Source organism: Corynebacterium occultum, assembly GCF_009734425.1.
GTDB classification, from domain to species: Bacteria; Actinomycetota; Actinomycetes; order Mycobacteriales; family Mycobacteriaceae; genus Corynebacterium; species Corynebacterium occultum.
Genome location: NZ_CP046455.1, coordinates 1,433,698 through 1,446,722, shown reverse-complemented (window position 1 = coordinate 1,446,722; position 13,025 = coordinate 1,433,698). Strand labels below are relative to the sequence as shown.

The 13,025-nt window shown below is 63.2% G+C and carries 11 protein-coding genes; 2 read left to right on the top strand and 9 right to left on the bottom strand.

All coding sequences use genetic code 11. From position 1 onward, the window contains the following. The first annotated feature begins 136 nt into the window (after positions 1-136). A complete protein-coding gene (locus tag COCCU_RS06770; protein ID WP_156230808.1) occupies positions 137-1,675 on the top strand; it encodes an ABC-F family ATP-binding cassette domain-containing protein in 1,539 nt (512 codons plus the stop codon). Between the two features lie 18 nt (positions 1,676-1,693). On the opposite strand, the gene COCCU_RS06765 is transcribed toward COCCU_RS06770, so the two are convergent. The 7 genes from COCCU_RS06765 to recN all read right to left on the bottom strand — a co-directional run bounded on the left by COCCU_RS06765 (position 1,694) and on the right by recN (position 10,017). Then, complete coding sequence (locus COCCU_RS06765; protein WP_231598897.1) at positions 1,694-2,491, bottom strand: AraC family transcriptional regulator; 798 nt, start codon at positions 2,489-2,491, stop codon at positions 1,694-1,696. 124 nt (positions 2,492-2,615) lie between these two features. Further along, positions 2,616-3,539 (bottom strand): site-specific tyrosine recombinase XerD, encoded by a 924-nt coding sequence (xerD, locus tag COCCU_RS06760; protein WP_156230807.1) that lies wholly within the window; start codon positions 3,537-3,539, stop codon positions 2,616-2,618. Continuing rightward, positions 3,536-4,183 carry an NUDIX domain-containing protein gene (locus COCCU_RS06755; RefSeq protein ID WP_156230806.1) on the bottom strand — a complete coding sequence of 216 codons (648 nt, stop codon included), beginning with the start codon at positions 4,181-4,183 and terminating at the stop codon, positions 3,536-3,538. Before COCCU_RS06755 ends, xerD begins: the two co-directional genes overlap by 4 nt. An 11-nt stretch (positions 4,184-4,194) precedes the next feature. After that, positions 4,195-5,832 (bottom strand): CTP synthase, encoded by a 1,638-nt coding sequence (locus COCCU_RS06750; RefSeq protein ID WP_156230805.1) that lies wholly within the window; start codon positions 5,830-5,832, stop codon positions 4,195-4,197. Positions 5,833-6,020: 188 nt separating this feature from the next. Then, complete coding sequence (locus COCCU_RS06745; RefSeq protein ID WP_156230804.1) at positions 6,021-6,959, bottom strand: copper transporter; 939 nt, start codon at positions 6,957-6,959, stop codon at positions 6,021-6,023. A gap of 19 nt (positions 6,960-6,978) precedes the next feature. Beyond that, positions 6,979-8,169 carry a putative cytokinetic ring protein SteA gene (steA, locus tag COCCU_RS06740; RefSeq protein WP_197088490.1) on the bottom strand — a complete coding sequence of 397 codons (1,191 nt, stop codon included), beginning with the start codon at positions 8,167-8,169 and terminating at the stop codon, positions 6,979-6,981. 102 nt (positions 8,170-8,271) lie between these two features. Beyond that, complete coding sequence (gene recN / locus COCCU_RS06735; RefSeq protein ID WP_156230802.1) at positions 8,272-10,017, bottom strand: DNA repair protein RecN; 1,746 nt, start codon at positions 10,015-10,017, stop codon at positions 8,272-8,274. A 264-nt stretch (positions 10,018-10,281) separates the two neighbouring features. On the opposite strand from recN, the gene COCCU_RS06730 reads away from it, so the two are divergent. Then, entirely contained in the window at positions 10,282-11,160 is an 879-nt protein-coding gene (locus COCCU_RS06730) for an SDR family oxidoreductase (protein ID WP_156230801.1), read from the top strand. Positions 11,161-11,184: 24 nt separating this feature from the next. On the opposite strand, the gene COCCU_RS06725 is transcribed toward COCCU_RS06730, so the two are convergent. After that, complete coding sequence (locus tag COCCU_RS06725) at positions 11,185-12,123, bottom strand: NAD kinase (protein WP_197088456.1); 939 nt, start codon at positions 12,121-12,123, stop codon at positions 11,185-11,187. Continuing rightward, the gene (locus tag COCCU_RS06720; RefSeq protein WP_156230799.1) at positions 12,120-12,941 is read right to left on the bottom strand and encodes a TlyA family RNA methyltransferase; all 822 of its coding nucleotides are present in this window, start codon (positions 12,939-12,941) and stop codon (positions 12,120-12,122) included. Before COCCU_RS06720 ends, COCCU_RS06725 begins: the two co-directional genes overlap by 4 nt. Positions 12,942-13,025: the final 84 nt, after the last annotated feature.

The window sequence follows — 13,025 nt, the reverse complement described above, 5'->3', positions numbered from 1 at the left end:
GACCCGCACGGCGTCTCCTGCCTAACCTGTGCCCCATGCATCTTTACTTCCTCTAATCACATGTGCGATTCCCCTGACCCCTCCGGCACCGCCGTCGGGTCGATATCGTCACGTTTTGTTTAGAGGAAGTTTTTTCATGCCCAGCTCCACTCATTCCTTTGCCCACCTTTCCGTTCGACACCTCAGCCTCAACCGAGGCGCCAGAACCCTGGTCCATGACCTGAGCTTCACCGCCAATCCGGGTGAGGTGATTGCGATCCTCGGTGAGAACGGTCGCGGCAAAACCTCCCTCCTGCACGCCTTGGCCGGGAAACTGGCACCCACGGCCGGCGAGATCACCCGACATGGCAGTTTGGCCATTGCCGAGCAACAGCTGGATCTCACGGATACCCGCACGGTCGGCGAAACCGTCAGCCTGGCCATTCGCCCTTCCCTGGAGGCACTGGAGGCATTTGAACGCGCCACCACCGCGCTGAGCGCCGGCGCACCCCATTCCGCAGAGGACTTCGCCACCGCACTCGATCTCGTCGAAAAGCTCGATGCCTGGGATGCTGAGCGCCGGGTCCGCATCGCCCTGGAGGCGCTTGGAGCCGAACAGGACTTCACCACTGAGATGGCACAGCTCTCCGTCGGGCAGCGCTATCGGGTTCGCCTGGCCTGCCTGCTCGGGGGCAGTGATGACCTGCTGCTGCTTGATGAACCGAGCAATCATCTGGACCACAGTGGACTGGAATTTCTCACGGCGTCATTACGCCAGCGCGGTGGCGCAGTACTACTGGTCAGCCATGACCGCGCTCTGCTCGCGGACGTCGCCGACACCATCATCGATCTGGATCCAACCCCCGACGGCCTGCCCCGGATCTATGGCGACGGTTATGCCGGTTATCGCGCGGGACGCACCGCAATGCTGGCCCGCTGGGAGCAGGACCATGCGGCTGAAAAGTCCCGGAAGGTCGAACTCGAACAATCCCTGGCCAAGGCCCAGTCAAAGTTGCAGGCAGGATGGCGCCCGCCCAAGGGAACAGGTAAACACACCCGCGCCACCCGCTCCGATGGGGTGGTGCAGATGGTCCACCGGCGACAGGAGGAGTTGGCTGCCCACGCAGTGAAGGTTCCGGAGCCGCCGCTGGAACTGGCATTCCCGGAGCTTCCGGCACGCCCCGGCGCGAAGCTCCTCAGCGCTACGCACATCACCGTCGCGGGCCGCCTTGACACCCCGGTGTCACTGACTGTCCGGAGTGGGGAGAAATGGGTGATCACCGGCCCTAACGGCGCCGGAAAAACTACCCTGCTCAAGGTGCTGGCCGGGGAACTTGAGCCGGATCAGGGGCAGGTCTCACGTTCCGGGAAGCTCGGCGTTCTCAGCCAGGAATCGGCACACCACTCCGGGGAGGCGCTCCGCGCAGCCAGGAGATTTGGCCTGCTCAGCCGCGAGGAGTCCCAGCGCCCACTCCGCGAACTTTCCATGGGTCAACTTCGACGTCTTGACCTGGCGGACGCTCTTGCTGGGGACCCCGGGGTGCTGCTTCTCGATGAACCTACGAATCATCTCTCGGCGCGGCTGGTTGATGAGCTGACCACAGCCCTGCAACATACCCGGGCCGCGGTGGTTGTGGTCAGTCATGACCGTCAGCTGCTGCGGGACACCGCAGGTTGGCGACGGGTGGAACTCTGACTCAGTGCTGGAGTGGGCCTACTCCCCACCTGTCGACCGGAAGAAGCCGGGGGTCTTGCCGGTGACCCGCCGGAAGGCGGCGCCGAAGGCACTGGCCGAATGGTAACCGGTGCGGAAGGCCACGTCCTCGATCTCCATGCCGGCGGCCAGCAGTACCACGGCATGCTGGGCGCGGACCGTGGCCCGCCAGCGGGAGAAGCTCAGACCGGTCTCCGCACGGAAGGAGCGGGTGACGGTTTTCGTACTGACCTCAAGCTGCTCCGCCCACTGTTCCAGGCTGAACCGGTTTCCGGGTTCCTGTCGTAGCGCCTCGACAATGGGCTGCAGCAGTTCGGAGGCGGGGATACGCACCCTCAGGTCCCGCTCGGCAGGCTGGAGCACATCGACGATCATGGCCTCACTGAGGGAGCGGGAGCGTTCATCCAGACCGGGCACCTGCAGTCGTTTGAGCAGCAGTTGCAGGAGCGGGGTGATCTCAACCGGCACGGGCCGGTCTGAGAACTGCGGGGTACCGCCGATGCTGAAGAGTGCCACCCGCTGGCAGGTGCCCAGCGGGGTGAAGCCGGAGTGGCAGGCCCCGGCGGGAAGCCAAAGCCCCAGCTGTGGGGTGACCGTATAGGTTTCTTCGCCGATGGTGACGGTTCCGGCACCGCTGGCGGTCCAGAGCAGTTCATGGGTGGCGCGGGAGTTGGACTCCCAGGCGATCTCGCGTTCCACCAGTTCCCCCATCGATCCCATCATGCCGGGAAGGTCACCCGGTGCGAACTCCAGATGCGGCAGCGCCTGGACATCCATATCTGTTCCGATTCTGTTCATGCCCACCGCCTTCCGATCCGAGGTAGCCTTTTACTCATGACCAGAGATCTTAGGACAAGCTAACCTAAAGATATTCAATGGGGGTAGTTTCAGTCACACCTGGACCAGTGTGGAGATGCCGTCCTCAGGCACGGGGGTGGGAACTGGCCCAGACCTGACGGAGGTTCTCGGCGGTGACATGGGTGTAGATCTGGGTGGTGGTGACTGAGGAATGGCCCAGGAGTTCCTGCACCACCCGCACATCGGCCCCGCCTTCCAACAGGTGGGTGGCGTAGCTGTGGCGCAGGGTGTGGGGGGAGATGGACTTTTTCATTCCCGCCCTTGTGGCACGGTCCTTCAGTACCGCCCAGGCGCTCTGGCGGGAAAGTTGCCCGCCGCGGGTGTTCAGGAGTGCGGCGTGGGACTTTCCCTTAGCAAATACCGCCCGGCCGCGCACCAGGTAGGCCTGGGTGGCGGACAGGGCGGCTGATCCCACCGGCACCAGGCGTTGTTTATTGCCCTTGCCGGTGATCCGGAGCAGACCCTCACAGCCAGTCAGCTGGTCCACGCTCAGGGAGGTGACTTCAGAGATGCGGGCCCCGGTGCCGTAGAGCAGTTCCAGCAGGGCACGGTCACGCAGGTCGAGTGCGGTGGCGGTGTCCCCGGTGGGCACCGACTCCAGGAGGTGTTCCACCTCGGCGATGCTCAGGGTGTCCGGGAGGGTACGACCGGTGGCGGGTGGGGAGACTTCCGCCGCGACATCCACAGCCACCTCATCCTCCCGCACCGCGAATTTGTGCAACCCGCGTGCCACCACCAGAGCCCGTCCGCTAGACGACGCCGCGAGCGGAACCCTCCCGCGTTCAGGGTCACCGCGGCGCAGGTCGGCGACATAAGCTTCAATGTCGGTGGCCTTGACCGCCCCCAGGTCTCTGATGCCGGCGGCTTCCAGCCAGCCGGTGTAGCGCGCCAGGTCACGACGGTAGTTGCTCAGGGTGTTCTTTGACAGCCCCCGTTCGACGGCCAGGTGGTTGAGCCAGGTGGCCGCCAGCTGCTTGGGGTCACTCACAGCTTCTTCATGTCCGGGACCCGACCCGCGGCGATGCGGCGTTGTGCCAGGGCCTCGGGCCGCTGTGGGAAGGAGGTGTCGGCGGGGCGTGCCACAGCTCGCCCGGCAAGCACCTCGGCAGCGGTCATTATGCCGGTGATGGCGATGGCGTTGTTGATCTCCCCGGACATGACCATGGCCCGGGCCTTCTCGATCGGCACCCAGTTGAAGATCAGATCCGCCTCCTCATGCTCGGCCGGGGGGCGGGGCACCTCGCGCAGTTCGCGGGCCAGGTAGATGCGCACCGCCTCATCGCAGATGCCGGGGCTGGTGAAGAGGTCACTGAGCAGTTCCCAGTGTTGCGCGGCCAGCCCTGCCTCTTCCTCAAGTTCACGACGGGCACAGGTCAACGGGTCCTCCTCCGCGATATCGAGCAGGCCGGCGGGCAGTTCCCAGAGACGCTGGTTCACACTGCGGCGGTACTGGTTGACCATGGCGATCTCCCCTTCCCGTTCCGCGACGACGGCAACCGCACCGAAGTGCTCGACAATCTCGCGGTGGGCACTGCCCCCGCCAGGCATGCTCACCTCATCACGGCGCAGGCCGATGATCGGGGCGTCGACAAGCAGTTCTGAGTTCAGGACAGTGAAATCATGGGTGGTCATGGGTAGATATTCTAGGCCAGTCCGGCCGCAATCAGCCCGAGGAAGAGGGGGTGGGCGTGGGCGGGTCGGGAGCAGTACTCGGGGTGTGCCTGGGTGGCAACCAGGTAGGGGTGGATGTGGCGCGGGTACTCCACGAACTCCACCAGACCACCTTCCGGGGAGGCGCCGGAGAAACATAGGTCGGAGCCTGCGGTGATGGCGTCGCGGTAGGCGTTATTGACCTCGTAGCGGTGTCGGTGCCGCTCACTGACCTCCAGCGCGCCATAGAGTTCAGCGACCAGGGAACCGGGTGCCAGGCGTGCGGGGTAGGCCCCCAGGCGCATACTTCCGCCCAGGTCCGCCTCCCCCGCCACCACATCACGTTGCTCCGCCATCGTGGCGATCACCGGTGCAGGTGTCTCCGGATTAAATTCCGTGGAGGAGGCATCTTTGATACCGGCCGCCCGGGCCGCCTCAATCACGGTGCACTGCAGGCCCAGACACAGACCCAGCATGGGCAGCAGATTTTCCCGGCAGTGGCGTACAGCGCCGATCTTGCCCTCGATGCCACGGATACCGAAACCACCCGGGATCACCACCGCCTGCACCCCCTTCAAGGCCGCGGCGGCGCCTTCCGGGGTCTCGCATTCATCGGCTGCCACCCAGCGGATGATGGCCTTCACACGGTGGGCGAAAGCCGCCGCCCGGATGGCTTCCACCACCGAGAGGTAGGAGTCGGGCAGGTCGATGTACTTGCCCACCAGTGCCACCGAGATCTCCCCTTCCGGGTGGTGGACACGCTCCAGCAGATCACACCACTCCCCCCAGTCCACCTCGCCCACCGGCAGATTGAGTTGTCGGGCCACGAAAGTGTCCAACCCCTCGCGGTGGAGCACCTCGGGGATCTCGTAGATGGAGGGCGCATCCGCGCAGGAGACCACCCCGGCAAGGGGAACATCACACATGGCGGCGATCTTCTCCTTGACGACGTCCGGAATCTCCCGCTCGCAGCGCAGCACCAGGGCATCCGGGAGGATGCCGATGGAACGCAGGGTGGCCACCGAATGCTGGGTGGGCTTACTCTTCAGCTCACCCGAGGGAGCGAGATAGGGCACCAGGGAGCAGTGAATGAAGAAGGTGCGTTCCCGGCCGATCTCACGGCGGACCTGGCGCACCGCCTCCAGGAAAGGCTGGGACTCGATATCACCGACGGTGCCGCCGATCTCCACGATCACCACATCCGGCCGCTCCCCGTGTGCATCCGGCTCCCCCAGGGCCTGGATCCGGGACTTGATCTCATCGGTGATATGCGGAATGACCTGTACCGTTTTACCCAGATAGCCGCCGCGGCGTTCCCTGGCGATCACGGCCGAGTAAACCTGCCCGGTGGTGACATTGGAGTTTGCGCCCAATTCACGGTTCAGGAACCTTTCATAGTGGCCCAGATCAAGATCAGTTTCGGTGCCGTCAGCGGTGACGAATACCTCGCCGTGTTCGAAGGGGTTCATCGTGCCGGGGTCCACATTCAGATAAGGGTCCAGCTTCTGCATGGTGACCTTCAGGCCGCGGGCGATCAACAACTGGCCGAGGCTGGCGGCCGTCAGCCCCTTGCCGAGGGAGGAGACCACACCCCCGGTGACGAAGAGATAGCTGCAATGAGTGATGCACATGAGGGGTTCCTCCCGTGGGGAATGTCAAGGGGGCAGCGGGGATGCGTGCTGCGGGGGTTTTCCACGGAACTTCAGCCTAACAGCCCCGGACCCATATTCCTATAGGTTGACCGAAAGGTGGCTTTGAGGGCACAAAAAAGCCCCCTTCACATCCCGCAAAGGGGTGAAGGGAGCTATTTAAAGCATGGTTAATCCGCGGGGACCTCCGGGGCGGCACCATCGGTGGCGGAGGCGGCCGAACCATAGGAACCAGAACCACCATCCAGCTGTTCCCGGACCGCCAGCACCGTAGCCATCCGACCATAGGTGCGGCTGAGCGAATCCACCGTAGACACCCGATCAGCAGCCCATTCCCGGGTCAGGGCGATCGCACCGGTGTCACTGGCTGCGGTGATCCGACCCGCCAACACCGCACCATTGCCAGCCTCATCCAGACTGATGGCGAAATTCGCCAGGTTCTGGGCCGCGAAAGCACCCTCCCCGCTGCCATCATTGCCACCGGTGATCAGGACGATCGTCTGGGCGGGCAGGATCGTGCCCTGCTCATAATCGAGGTAACCGGAACCCTTGAGGGACTCCAGCAGCAAGGCCCGCTCCTCAGGGGTCGCCATCGGCTCAGCAGTACCGGGATCCAGCAGGAGTGCCGCGCCCAGGGCATTGCCGGCATGGGTACCCGGATCCAGGGCATCCTCGGAAAGCTGAGCCCCGGCCGGCAGGGTATTCGCCACAATCGACTTCAGCTGATCCGCCCCATCCTGGGAGAAGAACTGCGCATTGAGCTTGATTCGGCCCGCATCGACCGCACCCGCCTTATGCAGCAGCCAGATCACATTCCCCAGATCCTCCTCATCGGCATCCGCATCATGCATCACCAGCACGGGACGCTGAGCCAAACTGCCTGCCACCAGCTCCTCCGCCTGCTCGGCGATGAAGGCATCAGCCGTATCAGCCTGGGCGGCATTGATCTCAGCCACCAGCGGGTCAACCTCGCCCACCTGCTGCGAGTCCGCCTGATCCGGCATATTCGGCGCAATGACCAGGGTTCCCAGGGTTACCCCACCGGCCAGCCCGAAAGTCAGTCCCGCCAGGATGATCCCGGCCAGACCGGGACGTTTATTCTTCGCCATCTCTACCTCCCGGCCCGAATCAGTTGAACCAGCCCTGGAACTTCAGGGCGATGTTGTTCCAGGTCTCGATCAGATTGTCCACAAAGCTGCCGTCTCCACCAGTGCCCACGATCAACACGATCACCGCCAGGGCCACCAGGATACCGAGCAGCGCCCACAGCCAGGCCAGACCGGCACCACTACGCACCGTATAAAGATTGGCGATCACATTGGCATCCACCAGCTTCTTGCCCAGCTTCGCACGCGTCAGCAGTGCCGCCGGATTAGCCTGCGGGGCATCGGCGAACATCGCATCCAAATCCAGCACCGGACCTGCATTGATGATCATTTCCGCCTCATGATAATCCGCCAGCAGCAGTGCCAGATCAGTGGCTGACTCCGTGGCTGCCGGGAAGGTCATGGCACCGATCCCCAGGTCCTGGATCCGTTCCAGACCGGCAGCATGGCCATCCGGCTCCGCGGGGAGGATCACCCGGGCACCGCTGCGCAAGGTATCCGCGGCAATGGATTTCGGGTTACCGACGATCAGATCCGGGGTATGCCCCAGCTCCACGAGGGTGTCAGCCGCCTCATCCACACCGATGATCACCGGCTCATACTCACGGATGAAGTTACGCAGCAGCTTGATCTGGTTGCGGTGGTTATTTCCCGGGGAAGCCACCAGCACCTTCCGGCCGGCGATCTGCGCGCCGGTCTCCGGGATGCCGAGACCGTCAATCAACAGCGGCGCCTCGGAGTGGATGAACTGGATGGTGTTGCCGAAGTAGGCCTCCATATGATCAACCAGTCCCTGCTGGGCCTCACCGAAACGAGCCTCCGCGGGTGCCCGTTCCAGGACATGGCCGGAGCCGATGGCCTTCTCGGCCTGGAAGATGGTGCCCTCTTCGTCGATCCGGCCCTTCTTTCCGTCCCGCAGCCCCAGCTTGAGTTCATCACCGACCCCCTCCACCAGGTAGATATCGGCATCCAGCAGCATCAGGGGACCGAAGTTGGGCACCGCCCCAGTGGTGAAGCGGGCCAGGTTAACCACCGCAGCTGGTTTGGCCTCGATGAGTTTCTGGGCGAACTGGCGCGTGATATCAGCGGCGTTGACCACCGCAATATCACCGGCACGCAGGCGTTTCATTCCCTTTTCAGAGATGCAGTCACGCAGGGTCCCCTGGAGACCGGGGGCTTCGACGTTGCGGGAGAACAGGCTCATGGGCGATATTGTCCTGCAAAGCTTCAGGGAATGGTGGAGGCGCGCCCTAATTTCCGGCCCACCAGCTGAGGTTTCACCTCCAGTTCACCCCGCGCCTACCCAAGCCCCCCCTCAGGCGGCCTGCCGGGTCTGTGCGAATTCAGCACATTCCCGCTGGGCGCGGGACAGCAGCTCCGCAGCATGGGCCCGGCCAGTGTCCGTGTCATCCAGACCGGCGAGCATACGTGCCAGCTCCGCCACCCGACGTTCCTCAGTGAGCGTCTCCACCCCGGAGGTCACCGCAAGATCGCCGACATTCTTGGCCACATGCAGGTGGGTGTCCGCATATGCGGCAACCTGCGGAAGGTGGGTGACTACGATGACCTGGTTTCCCACCGCCAACCGGGCCAGGCGACGGCCGATCTCCACCGCGGCGCGGCCACCCACGCCAGCATCCACTTCATCGAAAACCAGGGTGGCACCGCTGGAACCACTGGCCAGGATCACCTCGAGGGCGAGCATCACCCGGGAAAGTTCACCACCGGATGCCGAAGACGCCAGCGGCCGCGGTTCCGCCTTGGCATTGGCGGCCAACAACAGTTCCACCTCATCGATACCATCCCGGCCGGGAGCGACCTCACGGACCGCCACCTCCAGCCGGGTCTTGGGCATCGCCAGACCATGGAGCTCCTCGGTAACCTGGGCACCCAGGACCCCAGCCGCCTTCAACCGGGCCCTGCGCAGCTTCCGGGCCGCGGTCATCATCGTTTTCCGGGCCGATTCCACCTGTTTCTTCAGTTCCTCAATCGCCTCGGATGAGATATCAATCTTGCCCAGGCGTAGTTCGGCTTTCTGCCGCCAGGCCAGCACCCCATCGATCTCAGGGGCATATTTACGGGTCAGCCGCTTGAGCTCCTGCTGCCGTTGCAGGGACTGCTCCAGCTGCTCCGGGTCGGTGGGCAGCGCAGAGAGGAAGCTGCCGAGCTCACCGGAAACCTCAGCCAACAACCCAGTCACCTCCGCAAGTTTGGAACCCAGCTCCTTGAGCCTGGGGTCCTCACTGCCGCTGAGCGCGGACTCCGCCCGACCCAGCAGGCTCGCCGCAGCCTCCGACTCATCCCCACCGTAGTTTCCCAATGCCTCGGGACCATCGATGGCGGAAAGAGCAACCACCGCATCCTCGCGGAGGGTGTCCACATCCTGGAGGCGACGGATCATATCCACCAGCTCACGATCCTCCCCCGGTTCCGGGTCGACCTCATCAATCTCATTGATGGCAAACTGCAGCCGATCAACCTCCTGGGCCAGCTCACGTCGGGATTCGCTGCGTTTTTGCAGATCCCGGGCCAGCTCACGCCAGGAACGGAACTTCCTGCGGTAGTCATCACCCAGCGGCCCCAGGGTCGGATCGAAACGGTCCAGGGCCTCCAGCTGCTTCTCCGGGGAAAGCAATCGCAGCTGATCATTCTGACCGTGGATGGTCAGCAGCTCAGAGGCAAACTCCTGCAGAATGGCGGCGGGCACCGAGCGCCCACCCAGATGTGCGCGGGAACGACCGGTAGCATTGACCACGCGGTTGGCAAGGAACTCACCGTTCTCATCAGCAGCTCCCCCGGCACACTCCACTGATTCGCGCACCCGTTCGACCAGCTCAGCGGGCAAACCCTCAGTGGTGAAAGTTCCCTCCACCACAGCTTGGCCAGATCCCGTTCGAACACGCGAGGCGTCTGCCCGCCCACCACAGAGGAGGCGAAGGCCAGTGACAACCATGGTCTTACCGGCACCAGTCTCACCCGTGAGCACGGTCAGGCCGGGACTCAACTGGGCGGAGGCCTTCGGGATGATTCCGAGATTCTCGATGGCGATGTCTGCAAGCATGACGTCAGTCTAACGCAGCTTTATCGAACAGTCCGAACAGGCGTGCTAGATTTTCCGGAAAATTAACCGGGAAATTTCCGGACCCCGGAAAGGCGCTGGCCGAATGGCCATTCGAAGCTCTGAAAGAGGATGAAAAAATTCCGGAGACGAGATTCGCCGGGGTGGAAAACTGTGTGGGATACGCGACCCCTGAGGGGTGGCCAGGATGCTGGACTTCTGCAAGACTGAAGGGCAAACCATCAACCAACCTCCTGAGGTGATTTCATGGTCAACGATCCCCGCACAATCTTTCCCAAGGTGGATCCCCCACAACAGATTCAGGCCGAACCTGGGCTGGACATCAAGCTGGAACCACTGGCCGATATCGGGCTGGACAGCTACCAGGGCCATAACCGACTTGCTGGCCGGAAGGCTCTCATCACCGGTGGAGACTCCGGAATCGGTGCCGCAGTCGCCATCGCCTACGCCCGGGAAGGCGCCGATGTGGCCATTTCCTATCTTCCCGAGGAACAACCCGATGCAGATCGGGTGATCGCAGCCATCGAGGAAGCTGGGCGCACCGCCTTCGCCTATCCGGGTGATCTGAAGGACGCAGATTATTGTCGTGAACTGGTGGAAAAATCAGTGGCAGCCCTCGGCGGGCTGGATATCCTGGTCAATAATGCTTCCCGCCAGATCTGGGCAGAGGGACTGACTGAGATCTCCGATGAGCAATTCGACCTCACGATGAGAACCAACCTCCACGGCAGTTTCCGGGTGACCAAGGCAGCCCTGGCGCATCTCAAGCCCGGTGCCTCCATCATCTTCACCTCATCCATCCAAGCCTACGAGCCCTCCCCCACGCTGCTGGATTATGCGATGACCAAGGCAGCCATGAACAACCTCTCCAAGGGGCTGGCCGCCGAATTGACGCCCAAAGGAATCCGAGTCAACTCCGTGGCCCCCGGCCCCATCTGGACCCCGCTGCAGCCCAGCCACGGCCAACCCCAGGAAAAAGTCGCCGGCTTCGGACAGCAGGCCCCATTGGGCAGAGCCGGGCATCCTGTGGAATTGGCCGGTGCCTATGTTTTTCTGGCCTCGGATGAAGCAAGTTATGTTTCCGGGGAAACCCTCGGGGCCACCGGGGGCAGCCCCACCCCCTGAGTCAGCCCCGCCCTGGCTGGGGCCCTACCGCGTATTCTCTTCTTCCGCGGGGCCCCGCCAGCCCTCCACCGGGAGGCGGAACTTGGTGACCAGGCGGTCAGTGAAAGTGGAATCGTCCAGGCGTACCCACCGCACCGGACGGTGGCCGCGAACCACCTCAACCCGGGATCCCGGGGGCATCGGAATCGGCCTGAAACCATCCATCACCGCCATCGCCGGATAAGCATCCGGGTTGGACTCCACAGCCACGGTGGAATGGGGGCTGACCACCAGGGGTTTGGTGAACAAGGCGTGCGCGTTATTCGGCACCACCAGGATGGCATCGAGTTCGGGCCAGAGCACGGGACCGCCGGCGGAGAAAGCGTAGGCGGTGGAACCGGTGGGGGTTGAGATCAGTACCCCGTCGCAACCGAAGGAGCTGACCGGGCGGGAATCAACCTCCAATATCGCATCGAGTACGCCCCGGCGATTGAGGTTCTCCACACTGACCTCATTAAGCGCCCATCCTCGTCCGATGACCTCATGTCCCTGGTCGCGGACGGTGACATCAATGGTCATCCGATCCTCGACCCGATAGTCACGGTCGATCACCCGCTGGATGGCCTCATCCAGTGACTCGGCCTCCCATTCGGCGAGGAAGCCGACATGGCCGAGATTGATGCCGAGCACCGGCACATCCACGGAGCGTGCCAGGTCAGCGGCGCGCAGGAAAGTGCCGTCACCACCCAGCACAAGCACCAGCTCCACGCCCTCCGCGGCCTCCCGGGAATGCTGGTAGCGGTCAAGCCTGGCAAGAACGGGATTAGCCGACACCGGTACTTCATCGGCGGGCATCAGGGCACGCACGTTGATTCCGGAATCAACCATGAGTTCCGCAGCCCGGGCCGCGGACTCGATATTGCTGCTCCGGCCGGTGTGCGGCACGAGCAGGATCTCGCGCGCTTTTTCGCTCATCTCAGTCACTGTGGTCCCTCTTTTACTGCCGTCGAGATCATCTCGTGGAGCTGCTCCGGGTCCGGAGCACTGGCCCCGTCATCCTTGACCAGCCATAAGAAGTATTCTACGTTGCCGCTGGGTCCGGGAAGCGGGGAAGCCACGACTGCCTTGAGACTCAGCCCCAGAGTGAGGGCAAATTCGGCAATATCGCAGGTGACTTCAGTCCTTAATTCGGGACTGCGCACCACTCCGCCGGAGCCGAGCCGTTCCTTACCCACTTCAAATTGCGGCTTGACCATGGGAAGCAGATCAGCGCCCTGCTTCATGCAGGCAGCGATCGCCGGCAGGGTCAGCTTCAGGGAAATGAAGGAGAGATCACCGACCATCAGGTCGCAAGGGCCCTCAGTCATCTCCGGGGTGAGGTTGCGGATATTGGTACGGTCCATCACCTTCACCCGATCATCATTCTGCAGGCGCCAGATGAGCAGACCATAACCGACATCGACGGCGAGCACCTCACGGGCGTCGTGACGCAACAGCACATCGGTGAACCCACCGGTGGAAGCACCAGCATCCAGCGCCTTGCGGCCAGCGACCTGCAATCCGAGGGGCTCGAAAGCGTTCAGGGCACCGAGTAGTTTGTGGGCACCTCGGGAAGCCCAGTCATCATCCGCGGACTTCTCCACGCGTATCGACGCCTCGGGCTCGACGATGCTCGCAGGTTTGGCCGCCTTCATACCATTGACGTAGACCCGACCATCCTTGATCATCTCCACGGCCTGTTCCCGAGAGCGGGCGATCTTTCTGCGGACCAGTTCGGCGTCCAAACGCCTACGTGCCACCATCTGGGTATTTACCTAGCCTTTCCTGCAGGGCATCATTGAATACTTCATGAATACGACGGAGCTGCTCAACTTCTTCAAGCAAGA

Excerpts from the sequence above, each read along its gene's own strand:
- COCCU_RS06745 (WP_156230804.1), bottom strand. The coding sequence starts at position 6,959 with ATGGCGAAGAATAAACGTCCCGGTCTGGCCGGGATCATCCTGGCGGGA.
- COCCU_RS06770 (WP_156230808.1), top strand. The coding sequence starts at position 137 with ATGCCCAGCTCCACTCATTCCTTTGCCCACCTTTCCGTTCGACACCTC.
- COCCU_RS06765 (WP_231598897.1), bottom strand. The coding sequence starts at position 2,491 with ATGAACAGAATCGGAACAGATATGGATGTCCAGGCGCTGCCGCATCTG.
- recN (WP_156230802.1), bottom strand. The coding sequence starts at position 10,017 with ATGCTTGCAGACATCGCCATCGAGAATCTCGGAATCATCCCGAAGGCC.
- COCCU_RS06755 (WP_156230806.1), bottom strand. The coding sequence starts at position 4,183 with ATGACCACCCATGATTTCACTGTCCTGAACTCAGAACTGCTTGTCGAC.
- COCCU_RS06720 (WP_156230799.1), bottom strand. The coding sequence starts at position 12,941 with ATGGTGGCACGTAGGCGTTTGGACGCCGAACTGGTCCGCAGAAAGATC.
- COCCU_RS06750 (WP_156230805.1), bottom strand. The coding sequence starts at position 5,832 with ATGTGCATCACTCATTGCAGCTATCTCTTCGTCACCGGGGGTGTGGTC.
- COCCU_RS06730 (WP_156230801.1), top strand. The coding sequence starts at position 10,282 with ATGGTCAACGATCCCCGCACAATCTTTCCCAAGGTGGATCCCCCACAA.